The sequence below is a fragment of the Enterovibrio qingdaonensis genome, from assembly GCF_028683135.1.
GTDB classification, from domain to species: domain Bacteria; phylum Pseudomonadota; class Gammaproteobacteria; order Enterobacterales; family Vibrionaceae; genus Enterovibrio; species Enterovibrio qingdaonensis.
This window is the reverse complement of sequence record NZ_JAJUBB010000003.1, coordinates 96,029-118,543: the sequence shown is the minus strand read 5'-3', so window position 1 is coordinate 118,543 and position 22,515 is coordinate 96,029. Positions and strand designations below refer to the sequence as shown.

Below are 22,515 nucleotides of genomic sequence, written 5' to 3'. Positions count from 1 at the left end.
AGCTTTATTAACAACCCTACCCCCCAATCAACGCGCACTGTATTCAGCGAAGGCTATGCCTTCGCTGACATCTCTATCTTGGTTAACGTTTGATATTTAAAAACGCTGCACCGCGAACACCACCAGAATCGCCATGTTTGGCTTTCATGATTTTTGGTGGGTTTGCAATAGAAAGAAGATACTTAGGCACGCGTTTTGGCATTTCTTCATAGATATAATCGAAGTTGGAAAGGCCACCGCCCAACACAACAACATCTGGGTCAATACCTGTAAACATACCACCGAATACCATCGCAAGCATTTCCATATAGTTGTCGACAAACTTTGTTGCGTTGTCTTCACCTTCATAGAACGCATTGATGATTTCTATCGCTTTTTTACTTTCACCATAGAAATGCGTATAAAGCATTTCAAAGCCGCGACCTGAAAGGTAATTATCAATACAACCCTTCTTCTCACAACCGCAATCAAAAATAGGTGCGTTTTCACCCAACTGAAGCCACGCATCAATTGGCATACGCATGTGGCCTAGTTCACCAGCCACATTATTTTTCCCTGAAACAACAGTGCCATCAACAACGATGCCACCGCCAAACCCCGTTCCCAGAATCAGACCAAGAACCAGACTCTCATCTTGCAGTTCTTCATCCCAAGCTTCAGAGAGTGCAAAACAGTTTGCATCGTTGTTTAGTGCTACCTTGCGGCCAATCTTTGCTTCCAGATCAGCACGGAGTGTTTGTCCTTTCGCTGCAGGAACGTTAACCGTCAGCACTGTGCCATCTTCTGCTTTTTCGATACCAGGGATACCAATACCAACAGTGCCTTCACAGCCAAACTGACTGTCGTATTTTGCCACCAAACCCGCGAGGATTTCGATTAGCTTTGGGTAGTCGTCGCCCGGCGTTGGTACACGCTCTGTGGCCTGACGAACCAGTTTTTCGTCAAACGCACCAAACTCAATTTTTGTACCGCCCACGTCAAAGCCGTAATACATCCTTTACTCCATTGTTCCTAAACGCATATTTTATGATGTGCGCATTATCGCGTTTTATGAGGGAATTGAATGTGATACAAGACAAAGTCCCTCTTTGAATATCCGCCTAACGCCCTCGCAAATGATGCACAGATCGCAAAATGTCACCAAACTATATCTTGGCCGTCTCTCGATAACGATCAAGCGCACCGGGAATAGGCAGTGTTTTCTGTCGCTTCCCAGTCAGATAGTGCTCTCTGAAAACATCAAACCAAGCATCCAAACACTCGCTAGCGACGGTGTCTCCAGCCAACGCTAATACTTTTGCTGCCACCTCTGCTGTTGCAAGTTGGCTTTCCCCAGACGCCTCTCTCACACCATATCGAGAGCTTTCTGTTGACTTAATGCTCAGTACAGGAAAGTCAGCCATCCACGGACTTTTTCTAAAGATTTTCTTTGCCTCACTCCACGTACCGTCAATCATAATAAACAACGGCCTTTTCCCTTCAGGAGTACTCACTGAAGACACAACACGATTTTCTTCCGCATATTGAGCAGGGAAAACAACAAAAGGTTGCCATTTCGGGTCTTGAACCAACGCAAGCATTTCTTCATTTGGCTCAGTTCGAGACCAGATATAAGCGAATGTATCGTTGACAGTATCAGCGATTAACCGTCCTGTATTGCTCGGCTTTAATACTTCGTCATCATACATAACGAGCAAAAAACCAGAGTACGTGTCGAAAGTCACTTTTTCTTTACAGACACAAAGAGGCTTCACCAACATGCATAACTTGCATCGTTCAACACTTGCGCCACGCGCTCGAAAAGGCTTCGTTGAAGCTGCAAGGCGTTTGTCATAAAGGTGATGTACGGCGTGAAGTTTCATGAAATGCGTCTACTAAAAATGTAAAGACGCATTGTAATCGGGGATGATTAAGGTGCAAGCGTTATGCGAAGTAGGAGTAACTAAACGCTGTTTTTAAACACACTCTGAGACAGCCGCATCAAACAAGTTTTTGACAAGACCAATGTACTCCTCGAGCACAGAAACTTGCTTAAACGTCGGTTTTTGGTTCCATACGGAGCTTAATACCTCTTCGAGATCTGCGACAATTTTGTCTGCTTCACTCATGACCTCAAATCTCATGGATTGAGGCATTCCTTTGTTTTGATCGCAGATTGCCATGATTTCGCTAGCGACTAGCTCATGAACCAACTCATCGATAGTCTCAGAGCCCACTTTCTGATCCTGCGATGAGAAGACGGATAAGTTATCAACAAAGTACTCGATTAGAGCAGCGTACCCATCTGATTCAACAACCATTTATCTCTCCAAAACACGAAAGGTCTTTAAACAATTCTATTGCCTTTAATTGCATATTAACACCCATTATTACGTCGCATGTCACTTTTTTAAATCTTTAGTGCCCTTTTTGATACACTCAGGACTACAGTATAAGTTCCCTGCTGAGACACGCTGGTTTTTCTAAAATACGCCGCGACGCTTTTCCAAAAAAAAGCCCATTTAAAACGATATTCAAAAGCATCTCGCAGCGACAGCTCGTGAAACACTCACGCGCGAATTTAAGATGTAGTTCAAGGATGAGTAATGAGAGAGCGAAGGATAGAACGCGCTAATCAGTTTCCGTTCCCAAAAAGTATTGTTGGTAAAGTCGGCCTGATCATGGGCTTAATGACCCTGATAGCAATGGCTCTGGCAGTTTCTGCTTATGTCATGCACGATAGTGCGAGTGCTGACACCACGAAGACCAGCAAGCTAGAAATCCCCAGTGCCCTGCTGTCCGTTTCTATGCTCAGATATGCCGGTGAAATGAACCGTAGTATGTTTAGCTTTGCTTTAGGCGAACCTGAATCGCTCGATTCCTATCATTACAACAAAAACCAATTTGATGCATCCTTAGGGGAATTAAGGCGAATTCACGGAACCAACTCTGGGCATCTAAAACGCATCACAGAAAACTACAACACGTTCGTCCGTAAAATTGATCTTGGAATAATACAAGCGTTCGACCCGACCCTTGAGAAATGGGCCATGGTAGAGAAACGAACGATAACAACCCTCCTTGCTCCAGAACTCGACGAAGCCATTCAACTGCTGTATCAAAACAATAATCAAGACGTTCGTTTGGACATGCATCAAAGACGTTATCATTATTTGCTCTTGAAAGAAGAAGCCGACGACATGGTTGGTTTTTTGTTTTACTACCTCAGCAATACATCAGCGAGTCGCCATGAGTTTGCACAAAACGAAAGTAGCTTTCACAACTCACTAAACTACCTAATTAACAACACATACAATAAAGAAGAGTCTGAGCAACTTAAGCACATCCGCCAATTAAGCCAAGGGTTGATTTCTCGCATAAATTTCATTCTTGACCGTTACGACCCTAGCGACAAAGAATCAGTGACAACCACCCTAAGGCGCATAAATGACGGTGAGTACAAGGAGTTGGAAGCAAGCCTTACAGAATTCTCTCGTGAGACAAGCTTTAGAGCTGCAAACTCCATGGCTGGACTGCACAAGATTCTTAAAACGAATCAGTTAACGTTTTTTGCATTGTTTGCCGTTATGATTCTTTCCAGCGTTGCGTTGACGGTATACATCTACAAAAAAGTCACCCAGCCCATTGCGAGGCTGGCAGACACGATGCTTAAGCTTTCCGACGGAAACACGGAAATTCCAATTCACTACAAAGATCGTTCTGATGAGGTCGGTCAGATATCTCACGCGCTTAGCTCATTTAGAGATCACATCATTTCGAGGAACCAAGCAAGAGAACAGTTGCTGTATCAAAAAGAGCGTGCGGAGTCCGCATCAAAAGCAAAAGCACAGTTTCTTGCCGCAATGAGCCACGAAATCCGAACACCGATGAATGGTGTTATTGGCATGATTGACATACTTCGTCGTTCCAATTTAAATGCCACCCAACTAAGCGTCACCACTACAGTTCGAGAGTCTGCACTCTCCCTACTGGCAATCATTAACGATATCCTCGACTTTTCGCGCATTGAAGCGGGCAAAATGCGTATCGACAAAGTACCACTTTGCGTGAGAAGCATTGCTGAGTTAGTCATGGACAATTTAGCCAGTGAAGCCAGTGAAAAGAACGTATCTCTAATTCTTTATGTCCATCCTAAAGTCCCTTCATCGCTTCTGGGGGACCCAACACGAATTCGCCAAATATTGTATAACCTGATCGGTAACGGCATTAAGTTCTCAGGTGGTCAACCTCATCGTGGTGAAGTGCATGTATCAATTAATGCCAACACGGTGACAGGAGGAAAACACGTACTTTCAATCGCGATAAAAGACAATGGCATCGGAATAAGTAAAGATAAACTGCAAGCCATTTTTAAACCTTTCACTCAAGCAGAATACTCCACGACACGACGTTTCGGGGGCTCCGGTCTCGGTCTTGCCATTTGTCAGAATATTGCAACGCTGATGGGAGGAAAGATCGAAGCGTCAAGTGAAGAAGGTATCGGAGCGACGTTTACCGTTTCCTTTACCCTTGAGCGTGAAGAAGAAATCAACACACCGGAAAATTGCAAAATAGAAGTGCTCAATGCTGCAGCGAAATCACTTCAACACGTTGTTTGTATTAACACGTTGGAAAACGGCGCACTGAAGTCCAGTATTGATGCGTATTTAAGGGAGCTAGACATCCCTCATAGCCAAGTCGGCCTAGAAAGCTTACATACTGAATCGTTCAAAGACCCAGATAAAAAATACGTCATCGTTTGTCGCGATTATTTACGCACTCGACAGCTCATGCCGCCTAACCAGACAAAGAGTTCAGATATTCGCTACCTCGAACTGAATATGTCTTTACCCGTTAGACGTTATGGCGGTATTGATGTATTTGCCATCTATGCATCTCCACTTAAGCTGTCTACGCTGCTTAGTGGCCTGCGTATTTGCGTAGGTATGGAGAGTCCTGATTACCCTGCGCTGGATACGAAAGGAAAAGAAGACTTTATAGAGCGGACTAACTGCAACAGCGGCACGATCCTAGTGGCTGAGGATAACGTTACTAACCAGGTGGTGATAGAAAAACAGCTGACCTACTTAGGTTACAGCGTAGTGATGACCGCTGACGGCCAAGAAGCCTTGCGAGCTTACCGTAAAGAAGCTTTCTCTTTGGTCTTAACTGACTGTCACATGCCAGTCATGGATGGCTATGAACTGACAAAAGCCATTCGTGACATTCAAACTGAACGCGGGGAATTTGTCCCTATTATTGCTTTAACCGCAAATGCACTAGTTGGCGAAGCTGAACGTTGTATTGAAACTGGCATGAATGATTTCATTGCTAAACCTGTCGAAATAGATGTGATCCAATCCGTTCTCGATAAATGGATATCACAAACAAAACCTTACGACTCGCCAAAAGTAGGCCCAGACAGAATCATTAGCGTCTATGCAAAACCGTTGACGGACATTACGTCTGAAAAAAATACAGAGCTTGAGCCTGAAGTGCTTGAGAAATTGTTCTGGGGTGACAAAGAGACGTACTTTGATGTACTGGAGCAGTTTAACCATCACTGCTTACCCGAACTTCGGGAGCTTTCTAATTCATCGGCTCCCTTCAACTTTGAGAAACTGAAAGCATCGTCTCACAAACTCAAGACATCCTCACGCAGTATTGGTGCAAGAGCCCTTTCAGACATCTGTTTTGAAATAGAAAAAGCCAGCTCAGAACAGGACAACTGTGTAGGAAGAGCCTTAATAAAACTCGGCATCGAACTCACAATGTCGATCGCTGCGATTGAGAAAAAACAAAAAGAATTGAAAGAGGAGTTAGCCAAAGAAAGTGCTAATTAGTTTTTTACTTAATCCGACTATTGGAAATCGCTAAAAATCATATACGCGACGTACATTTATGCGTCGCTCTCCCTTTCTTATCAGGTCTATTCCCCTTCTCTTTTCTCTTTATCGGCATATTTCGGCAACGTTTCAGATTTAGTGCCACACTTATACAGATGCGCTAATAACAAAGACAAGTGGAAGAACTATGAGAAAGACAAAGATCATCACGTCCGAAGACATTTTGCTTAAACTTTGCCAATCAGTAACAGCCGTCCTGACAAAAGCAACCGACACACCCATTCACCATTCTGCGATGGTGCAAAAAATCAGCAAAACGAGCCTAAAACCTGATTTTGGTTGTTTTGTGTTATTTGATGGCGGCTTTTCGGGTTTGGTTGTCATCAATTTTGAAGCAAAAGCGGCACTTGAGGTCTACCAAAAATACATGTCACACATGGGTATACCACAAGAAGAACTCGCTACCTTGCATACATCCGACGAAGTTGCTGATGTGCTTGGCGAACTCATGAACCAGATAGTCGGTGACTTCACAGGCAAAGTGAGACGCTCGCTACACACGAATATCACGCAAAACCAGCCAAAAATGATGGCGATTAACAAGAACATCAATGTCACTGTCGATAGCAACATTGAGAGACCTCAAGCTAGACGCGTCAGTTTCAGCACAGAAGACAACAACATCTTTTATCTTGAGTTGTCCATGGAGCGTACCGAATTCATACAGCTCGAAGAGTTTGAAGAAGGCGATGAAGTTAACCCAGATTCGATTCTTGAAACTGAAATCGCGAAACAACTCGAAGGCAAAGATAAAAAGTCCGCGAACAAGTCATCCATTAATGAGTCAACATCTTTAACGGATGATCTAGGGATCTGAACCGATAGCAAACGGCTCTTTCTGAATAGTCAGAGCCGCTTTCAACTAAACGTATTCAAACTCTACGTAGTTAAATACCCGCATCTAACGATGTTCTTTCCCCATAGTTTAGGAGTGGTTGATGCATCATTTAGTGGACTGGCTAAGTAACATTGAAGCGTGGTATCGCGACGAGAACAGGCAGTATCCTGCGTTAAAGAAGCTAATCACTGCCCCTCCCGGAGACTTATTCCTTTCACCTGTGTCAGATGAAAAAAGTGATTCATTAGCATACTTTTTTGATGGTTGTTTGATGTTATACCGCCACGAAAAACAGCTGCAAAATATCGACAATGCATATAGCTATTTGCACTTTAGTTATGCAAAGTTACAACAACTTGCTAGCGAGCCCACATCAGACTTAGACGTACGACGCTGGAGTATAAAAAAACTCGATCATATCATTGTTGCAATGATGGAGTTTTGCCAAGAGCAAGGAACAGATGCTTGGCGAAGAGAAAGTGAAACGCTCGTCGAGCTTCATATTACCTTTATGCTCGCCCAATCAGATATGAATATACAGAGGACGACTAACGTCTGAAATCCTTCCATCTTTACTCTTCGCCTCAAATCGTCGTCTCAATACTAAAACATCACACACGTAAAACGTTCGACTCACAAGTTCGGGAAAAAATCCTCTTTACTTTTTAAAAATGCGAACGAAAATGATATGTATTATCGTTTATGGACATATCTCTATGATGGATGATTGGCAACACCTCATAAGAACGGGAAACCAGTTTTTCGCGTTGAGCGATCTAAACGAAGCGGAAGATAGCTATTTTGATGCATTGACGATTTTAAATAACCAGCAAAACAACGTGTTCCGTGAAAAAGATAAACTTTTCGGTTGGCTGGCCTGCCATCACAATCTCTCTGCAGTTTATCGCGTTGATCGCCAACATCTACTCGCCCGATTTCACCTGGAATCGCCGTTAGAAGTTATTGAAACGTATTTAAACAAAACACCACCTGAACAGTCATTTTTTGTTGAGCTATTAAAAGCGTACCAAATGGGCCTCAACGAATTATACGTGTTTGAAAAAAGCATATTGGAAGCGTCAGCCTAATATATATTGGGAGCGAACATATGGATATTCGAACCTTCATACTCCTGCTACTCACTAGCTACAGTTCTATTTCTCTTTCTCATGACGGTCACGACCATCACCATTAGCTATCAGGCTTTATTCATCTTCTTTGGATTACCCCACTGGTAATTGGAGTCATTATTATCGTATTGGCCATCATTTACCTCGATAGAAAAACAAACTTAGGAGATAAATAGTATGCTGCACGCACTAATGAGTCATATTGACCAACATATCAAACTTTCAACCGTATCTGCACATTGTGATATCCCTTGTAAGATTTATGATCCTATTCATGCCCAAATTGCAGCACTAACAATTATCAGAATGATAGATTTAATTGAGGATTTACCCAAAGGCAACCTGAGCGTCAACCAACACGCAACACTCTGTCGTTTAGTTGAGCAAAAAGACGTTCACGGGAAAAAAGTGAAGGAGGAAATCTGTGTCATTTGGGGAGATTACTTTAAGCAACCTCAATTTGAAGAGTTCCCTGAGATTCATGCACTTGCCCATGAAATTATGTTGTTGGCTTCACGTGCAAAACAAGAACTCAACCGAGACGATGCACTTGCATTACTTAACAAGATAAACCGTTTCGCTGAGATCTTCTGGACAACAAAAGGTGTGGCTGTCTATACGGCAGACTGTCCCTATCTCCCCTCACTGCCAACTGTGTATCCTGACCTCAAGCCCTAAATGTTTGCGATCAAAGTAATGCGAATCACAGGAGATTCAATGTCTCCTACTGTCAATCATCAAGACTATGTATTGGCATTTAGAGAGCCTAAATGGTGGCCGAAGCACCAGTCACCAATATATCTTTTTAAACATCCCCATTTAGGTTGGATGATAAAAAGACTCGTGCAATTCTCTTGGGGAAAAGGGATAACCTTTAGGGGTGAGAACGCATGCAGCATTTCGACTGAACAAATAGGAACCTTGCCCCTCAATACCCCTTTGTTTCGGGTGATATATATAGTCCGACGTCCTCGCTTAAAATCAGGTTATCTAAAATAGAACCATAAAAAAGCGCGTCAGCAGGTCTCTGCCAACGCGCTTTCCGAACCAAAACGGCTACTTCGCAATATTGAAGAAAGAACCGTCCTTGCAGGTGAACGTGTAATATTTATCGCGCTCCATGAACTTCTCGAAGCCCTTCCCTTCGCAATAAGTCGCATTCAAATCGCTAGAGATATTTAGACGGCTATCTACAACACGCTGATCTGGGTTTGGCATCGACTCGGCAGTTTCAATCGAGGAACATCCTCCTAATACAAGAACTGTCGTTGCCATCGCGAGTATTTTTTTCATTTATTCTATCTCTTTATAAAACGTAATTTGAGCCATCGTTGCAAGACAGTAAAATTTCACCGTCATCGCTAGACTGAAAATCTCGAATGCCCGTACTGGAGCAGTAGACACGATCCATTTCTACGATATTGTCCACGGTAACATCGCCGCGAATAACGTACGAACTGCCGTTATGACACATTACTCGAAGGCCATCACCAGTATATGAAAAAGCTTTCGTACTATCACTGTGACAAAGTTTTATTGAGGTATCAATACGTTCATCAACCGAATCTTTTGGCGAAGAACATCCCACGACCAAAATCGCGGTAAGAAGAGGAAGTAGTGCTTTCATGGTAGGTACCTGTTTTCTCATCACTAAAGTCAGCTTCAGCATTGCTATACGGTAGCATATGCATCCCTCTTAGACTAAGACATTTCAAACTGTTTCATACAGTTCAGATACCACACAAGAATACCGTTAGGTCACGAAAAAAATGGCTTTAAATTGCTATTTAGCAAATCTGGTGTCGACGTTGCAGTTATCGGCGTGATTCCGTAGTCAGAAATTCGCTTCAAAACCAACGCAGATGTGGATACACCAAGCTCTTTAGCTTCTGACTGCAAATCTTCCATCACGATGCAATTGATCAGATTGTCATAGGCTTCTGGGAGTTCATCCGGTGAGTGCTCAAAGCAGCCATCCATCAGTGGGCTATAGCCGATCACTTCCGGTTTAAATGGCAAACCTTTCAACGCACCAAATAAATGTTCATTCATGACGATTTGAGGACCAAAGTCTGCATCAGAGTTTGGTGTAATAAGTGAGTAGCGATATTGGGCTTGGTCAAACGGAACCAATCCATGCTCTTGAATCACGTCAACAAGCTCAAGCATTCTCGCTTCGGTGTAATTAGAGATGCCCAAGTGCTTCACGGTACCTTCTTCTACAAGGGCACTCATTTCCTTCCATGTTTCAAGCAGCGGCGTGTTTGGGTCATCAACATGTGCATATAGCGTATCGATGTAGTGGGTTTGTAATCGATTTAGACAATCGTCAACCGACTGACGTATGTTGTTTCGCGACAATCCATCTAATCTATCGTAGGTAAAGCCATCTACGGATCTGGCACCTATCTTGGTGATAATATGCAGACTCTCTCGCTGCTTGGTTTTCAACCACTCTCCCAGCAACGTTTCACTTTCTCCGCCTTCTCCATCAGGGTGCCAACATGCATAATTATTTGCAGTATCGAGACGCTCTCCGCCAAGTTCTATAAACCGGTCTAATACTGAATAGCTCTGCTCTCGATCATTGAACGTTCCAAATTTCGCTGTGCCTAGAATAACGGGGAACATAAAAAACACCTCAGTGTGTCAATCTAAGTGAATGGTGCGAATGTTATTATTTTGTTATCTCCATAATTAACCATAGACATAGTCGGTATAATGCTCAATGAATACTCAAACCCAAATCCCTCAATTTCAGCCGAGAAACACGCATTCTCAGATATGAATAAAAAAAGGACGCCAATGCGCCCTTTCTTTGTCCAGTCATCAACAAAAGCCGTCTAGTAACCCGTCACTTCCATAAAGCCAACGCCTTGTTTTGAACCTGTTATCTCTATAGGCCCTTCCCAATACGGGAAGGCAAATGACAACCAGTTTTGTTCATTTAACGGTGATGTCGTGATATCTATACCATGCTTGGGTAGTTTCAATTGCCATTCCGTTGGCACGTAGCGACCTGAAGACACTTTGGTGAATGTCTGTGGCATCATTTCGATTTCTTCAGGTTGTAAGATAACTGTTTCCCCTTCGGCATTTGTTAATGAACCAAATCGATAGGGTCCATTTTCGCTGCGTACCTGTACCATCACCAACGAATCACCATCTTCGAATTGTAAAGCAAACCAATCCCAGCCTTTTTGGTCATCACTCAGGGCCTTTGTGCTCCACTCACGATCAATCCAGCCCTTACCGGTCACATCTACTGATTCACCTTCAATCATAATCGTTCCAGCAATATCAACCGCTGGCACACTAAAGTAATAAGATGCGACATTGTCCTTTGCATGCTTTTTGCTATAGCCGTCGACACCTTGAAGAACTTCGCTTTGTGTCCGCTTCATGTTCAAATAAAAACTAAAGGTGTTTTCTCCTGCGACAAGAATCGAGGGAAATACTTCTTTCGATGCTGAGGTCCATTCCCAATCATCAAGCCACACTGAAAATGGTTGAGAAGAAACGCCAGCTTGTCCAATCCCGCCGCGAGAGAATCGCTCTGAGCTATACATCTGTTCTGATGTCGTTAGTACGGCATGCGCCATATAAATCTGTTGATTGTCCCATTGCTCACCTTTTTCTGGTGAAACTGCACTGCGAAACACCGTCCACTGAATACCGTATTTATTCCCGTCCTTGTCGCTCAGATTGGCGGTGACATACCACCACTCTTGGCGGAACTCTTCGTGTACGCCATAGTCTTTTGGAAATGTTATTGCATAGCCAGGCTCAACGTTTGCGAAACCTTTCTCGTTGTTAGCGAGTAGCATTTCCACCGCTCCGCGCTCAGGTGGCGAGCTCTTAAACAATACAGAACCAAAGAATGCGATTACGCACAGAAAGATTGCCGTGCTCCACCCAATAATTCGAAGCATGGGCCCTTGGCGTGGATCTCTTCTCGACATTACTGTGCATCCCTCAACGACAAAATGGCCGACCGCTTAATCAATCGCCAAACTGGCCAACACCCGGCAATCAGCAGAGACGCGAGAGCACCGCCTAACGTGACGAAATAACTGAAGGGGAAATAAGACACAGTCATGGTCCAACCGAAAGAGTATTTAAGCACTATATTGACGAGGACTTCGGCGATGATCAGGCCGAGTGGCAAGGCAAAAAGCGCAGAGAACAAGCCGATCAACATCAATTGGCCACCGCCGACAAATGCGAGCTCACGTCCTGAAATCCCCATATATCGTAATAACGCATACTGGCGCTGTCGGGAGAGTTCAGTGGCTAAAGTGGAGAAGAATAAACCACAAATTGCGATGATGAGTGTCAGTGTGCAAAGCGTGTCCGTCACCAAGAAAGTACGGTCGAATATACGCATAGCCATCGATAAGATATCGCGCTGATTACTGATCTGAGAATCTACCAAACCAAACTCTTGCTTCAGCTTGTTCACAAGAGTTTCGCTATCAGCCCCATCTTTCAACTTTGCCGCAACGCCGACCCTGCCTTGATCCTCTACCCAAGGAATCAGTGCAGAGCGATTAGAAATGATCACCTGCCCATGAGGGTTACCATAGTCAAAATACACACCTGACACTGTCCATTCATCGGCAAACGGTGGTGGCAATTGAATCGTATCGCCCGTTTCCACATCAAATTCCAGAGCTAACGATTCACTCACTAACAAGGATTGCTGTTGGTGCAATGCATTCCAATAGTCAGGTACAGTAACTTTGAGGGCGAGAGCTTCACGTTCTTCTTTCGTGGTGCCTATGGTTTGAATCTCGACAACACCACGCAACGAATCAATTTCATGCCGCCATTGAATGAGGTTTTGTTCAACGTCAGGCTGCGCTTTAAGCCAATCGGAAAGCGGCGTGACAATGCTTTTATCCGGACGAATGTAAATGTCAGCTGCGAGGCGCTGTTGAAGCCAATTCTCGGTGGTATTTCGGAAACTCCCTACCATGGTTTCCATGCCAATATTGGTCGCAATAGCCATCATAAACGCCATGGCTGCGATACCACGATAACTCAGGCTCGCAGATGCATCCGACATTAACCAACGCAGACGTGCGACGTTTACCTTGTCTGAAATCAGCAGAAACGTCTTCCACATAAAATACGGCAGCAGCAGACCACCACTGATCAGAATCAACGCAATGAGTGTGAACCCCTGAGCCTGACTCTGTGGTGCTGCGTAAACGAACAAGGCGACAATACTGAGAAATACTGCGATACCTGCCTGCCATTTAAACTCTTTCCCAGAGAATCGCACCAAAGACATGCGCTTGGAAAGGTGGGCCGGTGGCGTTGTAAGCAGGCGATATAGCGGCCAGCCAGAAGCGAGAATAAAACCGCATACGCCAAGCAAGAAGCTGTAGAACCCCCACTCCCACTGCCAATGCAGCGTAAGGTCGATATTGGCCCCGTAAAGGTCACTCAGTGTTGTCGCCACCGTTGGCATAAGTTTTTGAGCGAGCGTCAGGCCTGCGATGTTACCGCCTACCAAACCCAGGAATAACCAAATCAGCATTTCCAATGAAATAACGAGAGCCAGAGACTTGCGCCCAACGCCCAATTCTCGCATCGTCCCAACGAGCGGTTGTCGCTGTGCCATCGACAAGGATATGGCTTGGTAGAAGATAAACAGGCCAACAACGAAAGCCAGCAGCCCCATAGCAAAGAGGTTCAAATGAAAGGCATGAGTCAGCGGGCCAAGTTGCGCAGATTCTGTACGAGTAAGTATGGCTGTCGGGTGGACAAACGCCCGCAACGCATCCCTTTCAACCTTTGTCATCTCGCCACAATATACTTGCCGGAAACCGTCATGATCGGACAAATTACGAATGACCGAAATATCGCCAAATATACGTGTTCCGGCTCCGATATGACGCGCTTCCATCAATGCAATCGGCCCGATCTTTTCCCCGTTTTTAAGGGTGATATGTTGACCTTCTTTCCAACCGAAGTGATTAGCAAGCTCTGTGCTTACCCATAGAGAGTTGTAGCCAAGGGACAAGGGTTGTTGATTTTTAATCGCATCAGGGTTGGCACGATTAAACGAATACATGGCAACCGTATCGACACCCATTAACTGAATATCTTTGCCATCGGCAGTTTGCGTTCGAAGATAATCAATCGGCACGCATTGTGAAAATCCGTGACGACGCAGAGAAATATACTGCGATTCAGGAATACGTTTACCACGCTCTTGGTGCTGTACGACATAAGGGAAAGGATTGGTAAATAAATTCGCCCCTTTTTCGTAGCTGTCTTTCGCATGCTGGTTGATGGACATTACACCAACCAGCAGTGCAACACCGAGCGTTAACCCAAGCCATACCAACAACACTTGAAACGGATGTCGTCGGTAGTGTCCGAAAAGGGCTCTAGCTACGGGCACGTACATTGAGGACGCCCCCTTGTAAAGTCACTCTATTTCCTAGGTGATCAGCCACTTTTTCACTATGAGTAACAATAAGTAGTGCGCAGTCGAGAGACTTTGTCAGTGAGGTCAATAAACGCATAACCGCTTCAGCATTGCGTTCATCTAGGCTCCCCGTTGGCTCATCGGCAAGCAGGATTTTCGGCTCCATATACAAAGCGCGCGCAATTGCCGCGCGTTGCTGTTGACCACCAGAGACTTCTTCAGGGTATCGGCCTAAAAGGGGCATTAAGTCCAATGCCGAGAGTATTTGTCGCCACAAGCTGTCATCTTCATGAAGCCCTTTGAGCTGTCGACAAAATCGGATGTTATCGGCGATTGTTAAGGTTGGAAGCAAGTTGAATTGTTGGAAGATCATTCCAATGTTGTGTCGGCGATAACGGGTACGTTCGCGCTCGGACAGTTCATGAAGCGGTGTTTTATCTAGCCATACTTCGCCCGAGTCGGGGTTATCCAATCCACCAATCAGGTTAAGCAAGGTGCTTTTCCCTGACCCACTCTCGCCCATTAGAGCCATTTGGTCGTGCTTAGTCAGAGACAATTCAGCACCTTGCAATACAGGGTGAAATTCACCACCATCAAGATACCCTTTGCAAAGACCCACCAGCTCTAACATCATATCCCCTTTATGAATAAATTCCTTTGGTTACGCAGTTCGACACAAAGGAATGGTGAAGCAATTTACCGCAATATTTGCTGTCAAGAAAGAGATTTGAAGCAAGTCCTCAAATTGACCGTAAATGACAGACGGTGAAATTGACTAATTCATCATACAAATACTAACACGCACGGCTTAACGGGATCTCTCGTTAAAACAATCCCCTTTATTTCAATGATGTGACAGCACAAGTGCTTTATTCCGTTTGCCACTTTAAACAATACGGACGAAGCACACCGAAGTGTCACATAATTTACGCTTTCTCCTGCACCTGCCTTGCAATCTAGATAAGATTTAAAAGTGATTGTCATACACCTCACCATTGAAGGTAAGAGATGAATATCAGCCAGGATCCAGTTTCAGCGTCTCGTATTCTCGTCATAGGAGCGAATGGTTACGTCGGTAGCAATCTCGTTCCAGCGTTGTTACGTGCAGGTCATCATGTAAAAGCCACCAGCAGAAACCTGTCTCAACTGTCAAAACAAGTCTGGCATCGTCATCCAAATGTGTCGCTACACCATTTAGACCTAGATGGAGAGTGTGCGGCTGCGCTTTCAGAGCTTTTACACAATATTGATATCGTTTATTACCTCGTTCATGGCATGGCATCAGGCTCTGCGTTTTACGACTATGAACTAGCCATCGCGCGCAACGTGTCTAATGCCCTTTCGCTAAGCCATGTCAAAAGGGTTATTTACCTCGGTGCAACGCAACCAGAAGGCAAATCATCCCCCCACCTGAGTGCGCGTAAAGCAACGGGTAACATCCTTCGAGAAAGCAATGTGCAAATCATAGAGCTTCGAGCCGGCATTATCATCGGAACGGGATCTGCCGCTTTTGAAGTGATGCGAGATGTAGTCAGTCATCTCCCCGCTGTGATAGCCCCCATATGGCTTACCTCCCAATCCAGCCCAATAGCCCTTGAAACAGTGATTCGTTATTTAGGTCAAATGGTGACGTTGTCACTCGATGGTTCCCTCGTATTAGAAATGAAAGGCCCTGAAGTCATTAGTTACGAGCAACAAATGCAACGACTTGCTCGCATGATCAACAAGCGTATTTTGATCATTAAAGTGCCTTTCCTAACCCCAAAAATGGCAGCCTCTTGTCTATCGATTGCTACCTCCGTACCAACCCCTATCGCCGCTGCACTCATTGAAGGCCTTAGCCACAACTTGGTGTCTGATACGACCGATGTGTCTACCTTACTTCCCTTGCCTGCTATTCACTTTGAAGCCGCTGTGGAAACGGCCTTGTCTTCAGAAAGTGATGTCGTTAAAAATGAAATTTGGGGATATGACCCGGATGCAATTTCCCGCTGGCATAAAGGATACGGATACTACCCAAAACAAGCAGGATTCAGTGTTGATACCGATGCTACTGCGGAACAGCTATGGAAAAACATTCAGAAAGTCGGTGGAGATGAAGGTTACTTTTTTGGCGATTGGCTATGGGTACTGCGCGGATACATTGATGCCTTGTTTGGTGGCAACGCGCTAGTTAAGCAACATCCGTCAGGTGACAACCTAGGTGTCGGCGACTTCATAGACAGTTGGAAAGTCATTCAGTGTGAGCCACTCAAACACTTATCCCTGTTGTTTGGAATGAAGGCACCAGGACTCGGTCGACTTGAGTTTACGATTATCGACCATGGCACGCACCGTACCTTAGATATTCGCGCCTGGTGGCACCCTGCCGGTTTCAGAGGGTTACTCTATTGGTTTGCAATGATGCCAGCCCATCTGTTCATTTTTAAAGGTATGGCTATCGCGTTAGCAAAAAAAAGCGGGGCGACAGAAATTACTCCATCGCCCCGCCAATAGACATTGTTATGTCAGCTTACGGTTTCAGGCTCGGTGGCAAAATCGCCAGCCTGTCGGCTTTGTTGCTCGGCCATAACACGTATTCACCGTGATACTTCACGATAGATTTATAGTCAGTGACTTTTGTCAGTAACATACCTTTCTCGAGTACGGCATCCAAAAACCAAGGCTCAGGGCCACGCACATAAAGGCTTAGCGGCTTAACAAGCTCACCTTGCTCATTGAAGCTTTTAGCAATCGCACTGCTGCAAACCGCAAAAGAATGCTGACCATCAGAGATAACACGTACCTTACGATTGATTTCATATTCCGTGTGGATCATCCAATCTTCAGCAGCTAACGTCTCAACCAACGCATCAAAGTGCGCTCGAGTGATTGGGGCATGCTCGTCACCTTCAGGGAACACGGTGTGATACGCCTTAGCAATATGTTGCATTTGACCTTTCAAGTTCGCGTTCTTACCATGGCTACGACCCTGCTGCACCCAGCCAGTCATCTCTTTAGCAACCGAATTGCCAAAACGCTGCTTTTTCATTGCTTGCGCAACCCAGCGGCACAAAAAAGATTCTTCACTAACAGGGTTATTTTGTACCTTGCCAGCCGCTTTCATCTCGTCCAATTCTGCCAATGCAGAATCAACCAGTGATTTAATATCTAAAATGTAACTCATGTTTTTATTTTTTCGCTAAACCCCAATAAAACAGGGCGGATAGAATTGCACATACAGCCATGGCACCTGTCATAGGCCATGCTGATTGAACCGGAATCGACGCGACTATACCACCAACTACTGTGCCTGTCCCAAATCGCATGGTGCCTGCTAACGATGACGCCGTTCCCGCGAGTTCTGGGTAGCTACTTAGTACACAAGCCATTGAGTTACTGCCCACGATAGAGATTGTACCCACAAAGAACACAACCGGAATCACGGTACCCCACAAACCAAGTTCAAGCACCTGGCCTACAATCAGTGCGATACCCGCAAGCAATTGGATAGTCAGGCCGATTTTGAGCATTTTTTCACTGCCAAGCTTGCGAACAAACTTACCATTAAAAGACGTCATGAATATCAGGCACACAACGTTCAAACCAAAGAGGTAACCGAAGTTTTGAACACTCACGCCATAATAGTCGATATAAACAAACGAACCCGCCGTTAAAAACGAGAACATACCAGCAAACGAAAAACCTGATGCAAAGATATACCCAACGGATTTTCGTGTGCGAAGAATTTTTAGGTAGTTTCGCAGCGTCGCGCCTATTCGCAATGGCGGGCGTCGCTCAGCGGGCAGCGTTTCAGGGATCAACGTAAAAATAAGTACGATGACCAACACCGCAAAACCGGCCAACAACCAAAAGATCGAACGCCAACCAAACCACACCGCCAAGTAACCACCAATCATTGGTGCCGCTAACGGTGCAACCGTCATAACAAGCGTAATGAAAGACATGGTGCGCGCAAAATCTTCACGATCAAACATATCGCGAACCAAGGCCTGAATGACAACGGCCGCCGCAGCACCGCAAAAACCTTGAGCCGCACGAACATAGGTCAAGGTATCAATGTCTGCTGCCAATGCGCTAACAACGGCACCAATTAAGAACAAAACAGTGCCGACAATAAGCACAGGTCGACGACCATAGCTGTCTGAAATTGGGCCATGTATCAACTGACCAATTGCGAATCCCGCGGTATAGGCAGCTAACGTTGTCTGAACCTGACCCGGAGTCGCCGCCAAATCGCGCGCAATTTCAGGCATTGCAGGCAGATACATGTCGATAGCAAGCGGCGTCAATGCGGAAATAGCACCGAGCACAAGGATCAGTAAAAATGTCAGCTGTTGTGCTGGCGGATTAGTAGCATTCGTTGTCATGGACGCCTTGATAAGAAAAGGTGAAGTAAGAAGTTATTCTTGCCGTACGAAACGGGTCAGAAGTCACATAATAACACTTAGATTAATTCCATTGAGGAAATAATGACTTTCTAGTTGGAAGCGAAAACTAATGCTGCTAACCCTAAGATTGTTAGATGGAAATTCCACTTAAAAGCGACCATCTCAGAGTAAATCTTTACGGGTCAAAACAACTTAACTCTTGATTACAAGGACATAAAAAAGCACTGCTAACGAACAGTGCTTTTTCTTCCAAAGGCATTACGCCGCGTGTGAAATTACTTTTTCGGCATGAACAGTGCGATTTCGTCTTCAGTCAGTGAACGATATTCTCCTGGCTCCAAAGCTTCATCAAGTACCAGTTCGCCTACAGATTCACGGTGCAAGCCCACGACTTTATTACCGACCGAAGCGAACATACGCTTAACTTGGTGGTATTTGCCTTCGTGGATTGTCAGCAGCACTTCTTTCTCGTCAACTTTCTCCATTTGAGCAGGCAAGGTTTCAGCCTTCTCTCCACGAAGCTGAACGCCTTCAGCAAATAGATCAGCCGTTTCGTCCGACACTGCATCTTCCAACCAAACACGGTACGTTTTATCGCACTTATGTTTTGGCGAAGTCACGCGATGCGACCATTGACCGTCGTCAGTCAAAAGCAACAAACCCGTTGTATCGCAGTCTAAACGTCCTGCAATGTGCAATTTCTCAGCACCGACTTCATCGAAAAGGATAAAAACGGTTGGGTTATGCGCATCTTCATGTGAACAAACATAACCTTCCGGTTTGTTCATCATGTAATAACGCGGGCCAGACAAGCGAAGTGCCATGCCATCAAATTCAACGTTCGCATCTTCTGCAATTTTAAGCGCACCGCTTTTTACGATTTCGCCTTCAACAGTTACACGCTTTTCTTTCAGCAAATACGTTGCTTGCTTACGTGTCACACCGACGGTGTCACACAGAAATTTATCTAGCCTAATCATTGATTGTTATCCAGGAGGCAATTTAGCGGCGCAGTATATAACGAAAACATCCGGTCCGGCAGGCTCTGAGCCAACATTTCTATCTTGTTGGTAGCAAGTTTTTAAGCAGAAGCCTCTTAGCATGAACGCAATACACTGCTTAATTGGTCTTATTATCTATCATCCAAAATTGCACTTCACTTCGCTATGTTCAAAACTTATAAGCAGGGAACTTAACATTTTTGTTACACTCTAAAATCTGACATTAGTCTAGTGAGTTACTTTGGTAGTTTGTACAATCGAGTTTATAATCTCTAGTCACATAACCTATTGATCAGGTAAGCATTTATGAATATTTCGCTGTTATCGCCGTCTGTGGACTCTATGTCGCGCCTGTTGGACCTGTCAAAACAGCTACATGATTATGAAGCGCTGTCATTTGACGTTGAGCATGTCACCACTGCATTCAACTTCCTGATCTCTAACCCTAGCCACGGTGATGTATTCTTAGTGTCCGTCGACCACGACGATGAGGAGAGTGAAATCATTGGATTTGTCGTGCTCTGCTACAGTTTCAGCGTCGATCTTGGTGGACAGATTGCCGTTATCGACCAAATCTACCTAACGCCCGAATGGCGTCGACAAGGTGTCGGCTCTCATGTACTGCCGAATATTGAAGCGCACGCGCTGCAAAAGGAATGTCATGCCGTGATATTAGAGGTCAATATCGGTAACAGTGGCGCGCGCGAATTCTATGAACAGTTCGACTACATGCCTCGCCGACAGCACTGCATCATGTCCAAACGTTTGATGCGATAATCTGGCCTTTAGTCAATCACCTCGTTAAACTGGGCAGCCTAATACGGCTGCCTTTTAGTTTTCATGTATACCCTTCGCCCTTACCAATCTGACGCGGTCAAAGCCGTTGTTCATTACTTTAGAAAAAACACCTCTCCTGCTGTCGCTGTTTTACCGACAGGCGCAGGAAAAAGCCTTGTTATTGCCGAACTGGCAAAGCTTGCTCGTGGTCGCGTTTTGGTTCTTGCACATGTAAAAGAACTCGTAGAGCAGAACCATGAAAAATACGAAGGCTATGGCCTCAAAGGTGGCATTTTTTCGGCTGGACTGGGTAGAAAAGAAAGCTCAGACAAAGTTGTTTTTGCCTCAGTACAATCTGTCGTGCGTAACTTAGAGGCATTTAAAGATCAGTTTTCGCTGCTGGTTATTGATGAATGCCATCGCGTTCCCGACAACGAAGACAGTAGCTACCGTAAAGTCATCTCGCACCTGCAAGCGGTGAATTCTGGCATTAAAGTGCTTGGCCTGACAGCCACACCTTATCGGTTAGGAATGGGATGGATTTATCAGTTTCATACCGCTGGTCGTGTTCGCAGTGAAAAACCGCGCTTTTTCAAAGACTGTATTTTCGAATTACCCATTCGATTTCTACTAGACGAAGGGTTTCTCACCGAAGCAAAAGTCCTTGATGCTCCCGTGCTCAGTTATGATTTTTCGAGCCTGAAAGCGTCGCCTACTGGCTTTTATAAAGAAGCGGACCTCGACAGAGTCATCGAAAATGCGCCTCGCGCGACGCCTCAGATTGTCACTCAGGTGCTTGATTACGCCAAAGAGCGACACGGTGTGATGATCTTTGCCGCGACCGTGAAGCACGCGCAAGAAATCCTGACCTTGCTGCCAGAAGGTGAATCAGCATTAGTCATTGGCGATACTGCTCAGGATGAGCGTGACAGCATTATTCAGCGATTCAAACGCAGAGAGTTAAAGTATCTGGTTAACGTGTCCGTTTTAACAACTGGCTTCGATGCCCCACACGTCGACCTTATTGCCATACTTCGCCCGACCGAATCCGTAAGCCTTTATCAGCAAATCGCAGGCCGAGGGTTGCGACTGTCTCCAGGGAAAGAGGATTGCCTAATTCTGGACTACGCAGGAAATGTCTATGACCTTTACCAACCGGAGATCGGCGATCCCAAGCCTGACAGTAACAGCGAAATCGTGACAGTGCCCTGCCCAGCCTGTGGCTTTAACAACAATTTCTGGGGCAAATTAGACACTAACGGATTCTTAATCGAGCACTATGGGCGACGCTGCCAAGGCTTCTTTGAAGACGATGACGGGGAAAGAGAGATTTGCGGGTATCGCTTCCGTGCAAAATTTTGCAGCGAATGCGGTGCTGACAATGACATTGCCGCCAGACGCTGCCACCAATGTGACCATGCACTGGTTGATCCGGACAAGAAACTCCGTGATGCATTAAAGCTAAAAGATGCACTTATTATGGCGTGTGCAGACATGCGTTTGGAGGCAGGGAAAAACAAATTTGATAAGCCTCAGCTTAAAGTAACCTACGTAGGTCATGATGGCGCAGAGATCCATGAAGTATGGCCACTTTCTACCAAACGACAAAAGCAAGAATTTCTGGCCAAATTTATCAATCCACATTTGATTGATCGTCATCGCCCTTTCACCGATACTGCGCCCTCAAAAGTGGAACGTGCCGAGCATCGACTTCGGTTTCCCGACTTTGTCGTTGCAAGAAAGAACGGACGATTTTGGGCGATCAGAGATAAGATTTTCGATCTCACACAGTTTGCATCACAGCAAGACGTCAACGACATGTTGACCCGAGTTGCGTAAACCATGATAAGCGCGCTTAGACGTTTGAAAATAGAGCACATTGATTCAATCACCCTCACTTTGTCTAGAAAGACGACAAACAGGCGCAAGAATCCATGTAACGTCGCATTTTCACTTGTTATACACTAGGTCGGGTGTTAATATCCGCGCTCGATTTACTTGGCACTTAGTTTGGTCGCAAATCTAGGTGTTTATTTTCCACTCTCTATTAA

20 protein-coding genes are annotated in these 22,515 nt (G+C 45.1%); 8 read left to right on the top strand and 12 right to left on the bottom strand.

Translation table 11 applies throughout. The features are described from left to right. Positions 1 to 82: 82 nt before the first annotated feature. The 3 genes from nagK to LRP49_RS05425 all read right to left on the bottom strand — a co-directional run bounded on the left by nagK (position 83) and on the right by LRP49_RS05425 (position 2,300). Entirely contained in the window at positions 83 to 994 is a 912-nt protein-coding gene (nagK, locus tag LRP49_RS05435) for an N-acetylglucosamine kinase (RefSeq protein WP_274140771.1), read from the bottom strand. 151 nt (positions 995 to 1,145) lie between these two features. Further along, entirely contained in the window at positions 1,146 to 1,862 is a 717-nt protein-coding gene (locus tag LRP49_RS05430) for a tRNA-uridine aminocarboxypropyltransferase (protein ID WP_274140770.1), read from the bottom strand. Positions 1,863 to 1,955: 93 nt separating this feature from the next. Beyond that, positions 1,956 to 2,300, bottom strand: a complete 345-nt coding sequence (locus tag LRP49_RS05425) for a DUF3802 family protein (protein WP_274140768.1) — start codon at positions 2,298 to 2,300, stop codon at positions 1,956 to 1,958. A gap of 285 nt (positions 2,301 to 2,585) precedes the next feature. On the opposite strand from LRP49_RS05425, the gene LRP49_RS05420 reads away from it, so the two are divergent. The 5 genes from LRP49_RS05420 (at position 2,586) to sodN (ending at position 8,531) form a co-directional block, all read left to right on the top strand. Continuing rightward, positions 2,586 to 5,822, top strand: a complete 3,237-nt coding sequence (locus LRP49_RS05420) for a hybrid sensor histidine kinase/response regulator (RefSeq protein WP_274140766.1) — start codon at positions 2,586 to 2,588, stop codon at positions 5,820 to 5,822. A gap of 190 nt (positions 5,823 to 6,012) precedes the next feature. After that, positions 6,013 to 6,702, top strand: a complete 690-nt coding sequence (locus tag LRP49_RS05415) for a DUF3334 family protein (RefSeq protein WP_274140765.1) — start codon at positions 6,013 to 6,015, stop codon at positions 6,700 to 6,702. 121 nt (positions 6,703 to 6,823) lie between these two features. Next, the gene (locus LRP49_RS05410; protein WP_274140763.1) at positions 6,824 to 7,282 is read left to right on the top strand and encodes a hypothetical protein; all 459 of its coding nucleotides are present in this window, start codon (positions 6,824 to 6,826) and stop codon (positions 7,280 to 7,282) included. 124 nt (positions 7,283 to 7,406) lie between these two features. Continuing rightward, positions 7,407 to 7,811: a tetratricopeptide repeat-containing protein gene (locus tag LRP49_RS05405; protein ID WP_274140762.1), complete on the top strand. Its 405-nt coding sequence runs from the start codon at positions 7,407 to 7,409 to the stop codon at positions 7,809 to 7,811. Positions 7,812 to 8,030: 219 nt separating this feature from the next. Then, positions 8,031 to 8,531, top strand: a complete 501-nt coding sequence (sodN, locus tag LRP49_RS05400) for a superoxide dismutase, Ni (protein WP_274140760.1) — start codon at positions 8,031 to 8,033, stop codon at positions 8,529 to 8,531. A gap of 378 nt (positions 8,532 to 8,909) precedes the next feature. On the opposite strand, the gene LRP49_RS05395 is transcribed toward sodN, so the two are convergent. The 6 genes from LRP49_RS05395 to LRP49_RS05370 all read right to left on the bottom strand — a co-directional run bounded on the left by LRP49_RS05395 (position 8,910) and on the right by LRP49_RS05370 (position 14,926). Next, the gene (locus LRP49_RS05395) at positions 8,910 to 9,146 is read right to left on the bottom strand and encodes a putative periplasmic lipoprotein (RefSeq protein ID WP_274140759.1); all 237 of its coding nucleotides are present in this window, start codon (positions 9,144 to 9,146) and stop codon (positions 8,910 to 8,912) included. Between the two features lie 13 nt (positions 9,147 to 9,159). Then, a complete protein-coding gene (locus tag LRP49_RS05390) occupies positions 9,160 to 9,480 on the bottom strand; it encodes a hypothetical protein (RefSeq protein ID WP_274140757.1) in 321 nt (106 codons plus the stop codon). A gap of 131 nt (positions 9,481 to 9,611) precedes the next feature. Beyond that, positions 9,612 to 10,484, bottom strand: a complete 873-nt coding sequence (locus LRP49_RS05385; RefSeq protein ID WP_274140755.1) for an aldo/keto reductase — start codon at positions 10,482 to 10,484, stop codon at positions 9,612 to 9,614. A 212-nt stretch (positions 10,485 to 10,696) separates the two neighbouring features. Beyond that, positions 10,697 to 11,815, bottom strand: coding sequence for a lipocalin-like domain-containing protein (locus LRP49_RS05380; protein ID WP_274140754.1), 1,119 nt, complete (start codon positions 11,813 to 11,815; stop codon positions 10,697 to 10,699). Next, positions 11,815 to 14,274 carry an ABC transporter permease gene (locus LRP49_RS05375; protein ID WP_274140752.1) on the bottom strand — a complete coding sequence of 820 codons (2,460 nt, stop codon included), beginning with the start codon at positions 14,272 to 14,274 and terminating at the stop codon, positions 11,815 to 11,817. Before LRP49_RS05375 ends, LRP49_RS05380 begins: the two co-directional genes overlap by 1 nt. Continuing rightward, the gene (locus tag LRP49_RS05370) at positions 14,255 to 14,926 is read right to left on the bottom strand and encodes an ABC transporter ATP-binding protein (RefSeq protein ID WP_274141191.1); all 672 of its coding nucleotides are present in this window, start codon (positions 14,924 to 14,926) and stop codon (positions 14,255 to 14,257) included. The genes LRP49_RS05375 and LRP49_RS05370 overlap by 20 nt, the downstream gene beginning before the upstream one ends. 377 nt (positions 14,927 to 15,303) lie before the next feature. Here LRP49_RS05370 and LRP49_RS05365 point away from each other — a divergent pair, with 377 nt between their 5' ends. Further along, positions 15,304 to 16,791 carry a DUF2867 domain-containing protein gene (locus LRP49_RS05365; protein WP_274140750.1) on the top strand — a complete coding sequence of 496 codons (1,488 nt, stop codon included), beginning with the start codon at positions 15,304 to 15,306 and terminating at the stop codon, positions 16,789 to 16,791. A gap of 16 nt (positions 16,792 to 16,807) precedes the next feature. Here LRP49_RS05365 and LRP49_RS05360 read toward each other — a convergent pair whose 3' ends face one another. The 3 genes from LRP49_RS05360 to rsuA form a co-directional block, all read right to left on the bottom strand. Next, entirely contained in the window at positions 16,808 to 17,461 is a 654-nt protein-coding gene (locus tag LRP49_RS05360) for a DUF2913 family protein (protein ID WP_274140748.1), read from the bottom strand. 4 nt (positions 17,462 to 17,465) lie between these two features. Further along, positions 17,466 to 18,665 (bottom strand): Bcr/CflA family multidrug efflux MFS transporter, encoded by a 1,200-nt coding sequence (locus tag LRP49_RS05355; RefSeq protein ID WP_274140746.1) that lies wholly within the window; start codon positions 18,663 to 18,665, stop codon positions 17,466 to 17,468. Between the two features lie 296 nt (positions 18,666 to 18,961). Next, positions 18,962 to 19,663, bottom strand: coding sequence for a 16S rRNA pseudouridine(516) synthase RsuA (gene rsuA, locus LRP49_RS05350; RefSeq protein ID WP_274141190.1), 702 nt, complete (start codon positions 19,661 to 19,663; stop codon positions 18,962 to 18,964). A 330-nt stretch (positions 19,664 to 19,993) separates the two neighbouring features. Here rsuA and LRP49_RS05345 point away from each other — a divergent pair, with 330 nt between their 5' ends. Continuing rightward, positions 19,994 to 20,464, top strand: a complete 471-nt coding sequence (locus LRP49_RS05345) for a GNAT family N-acetyltransferase (RefSeq protein ID WP_274140745.1) — start codon at positions 19,994 to 19,996, stop codon at positions 20,462 to 20,464. A gap of 63 nt (positions 20,465 to 20,527) precedes the next feature. After that, positions 20,528 to 22,303, top strand: coding sequence for a DNA repair helicase RadD (gene radD, locus LRP49_RS05340; protein ID WP_274140743.1), 1,776 nt, complete (start codon positions 20,528 to 20,530; stop codon positions 22,301 to 22,303). Positions 22,304 to 22,515 lie beyond the last annotated feature (212 nt).

Bases quoted from the DNA above. Each gene is read 5' to 3' on its own strand.
- nagK (WP_274140771.1), bottom strand. From the start codon at position 994: ATGTATTACGGCTTTGACGTGGGCGGTACAAAAATTGAGTTTGGTGCG.
- LRP49_RS05430 (WP_274140770.1), bottom strand. From the start codon at position 1,862: ATGAAACTTCACGCCGTACATCACCTTTATGACAAACGCCTTGCAGCT.
- LRP49_RS05425 (WP_274140768.1), bottom strand. From the start codon at position 2,300: ATGGTTGTTGAATCAGATGGGTACGCTGCTCTAATCGAGTACTTTGTT.
- LRP49_RS05420 (WP_274140766.1), top strand. From the start codon at position 2,586: ATGAGAGAGCGAAGGATAGAACGCGCTAATCAGTTTCCGTTCCCAAAA.
- LRP49_RS05415 (WP_274140765.1), top strand. From the start codon at position 6,013: ATGAGAAAGACAAAGATCATCACGTCCGAAGACATTTTGCTTAAACTT.
- LRP49_RS05410 (WP_274140763.1), top strand. From the start codon at position 6,824: ATGCATCATTTAGTGGACTGGCTAAGTAACATTGAAGCGTGGTATCGC.
- LRP49_RS05405 (WP_274140762.1), top strand. From the start codon at position 7,407: ATGATATGTATTATCGTTTATGGACATATCTCTATGATGGATGATTGG.
- sodN (WP_274140760.1), top strand. From the start codon at position 8,031: ATGCTGCACGCACTAATGAGTCATATTGACCAACATATCAAACTTTCA.
- LRP49_RS05395 (WP_274140759.1), bottom strand. From the start codon at position 9,146: ATGAAAAAAATACTCGCGATGGCAACGACAGTTCTTGTATTAGGAGGA.
- LRP49_RS05390 (WP_274140757.1), bottom strand. From the start codon at position 9,480: ATGAAAGCACTACTTCCTCTTCTTACCGCGATTTTGGTCGTGGGATGT.
- LRP49_RS05385 (WP_274140755.1), bottom strand. From the start codon at position 10,484: ATGTTCCCCGTTATTCTAGGCACAGCGAAATTTGGAACGTTCAATGAT.
- LRP49_RS05380 (WP_274140754.1), bottom strand. From the start codon at position 11,815: ATGTCGAGAAGAGATCCACGCCAAGGGCCCATGCTTCGAATTATTGGG.
- LRP49_RS05375 (WP_274140752.1), bottom strand. From the start codon at position 14,274: ATGTACGTGCCCGTAGCTAGAGCCCTTTTCGGACACTACCGACGACAT.
- LRP49_RS05370 (WP_274141191.1), bottom strand. From the start codon at position 14,926: ATGTTAGAGCTGGTGGGTCTTTGCAAAGGGTATCTTGATGGTGGTGAA.
- LRP49_RS05365 (WP_274140750.1), top strand. From the start codon at position 15,304: ATGAATATCAGCCAGGATCCAGTTTCAGCGTCTCGTATTCTCGTCATA.
- LRP49_RS05360 (WP_274140748.1), bottom strand. From the start codon at position 17,461: ATGAGTTACATTTTAGATATTAAATCACTGGTTGATTCTGCATTGGCA.
- LRP49_RS05355 (WP_274140746.1), bottom strand. From the start codon at position 18,665: ATGACAACGAATGCTACTAATCCGCCAGCACAACAGCTGACATTTTTA.
- LRP49_RS05345 (WP_274140745.1), top strand. From the start codon at position 19,994: ATGAATATTTCGCTGTTATCGCCGTCTGTGGACTCTATGTCGCGCCTG.
- radD (WP_274140743.1), top strand. From the start codon at position 20,528: ATGTATACCCTTCGCCCTTACCAATCTGACGCGGTCAAAGCCGTTGTT.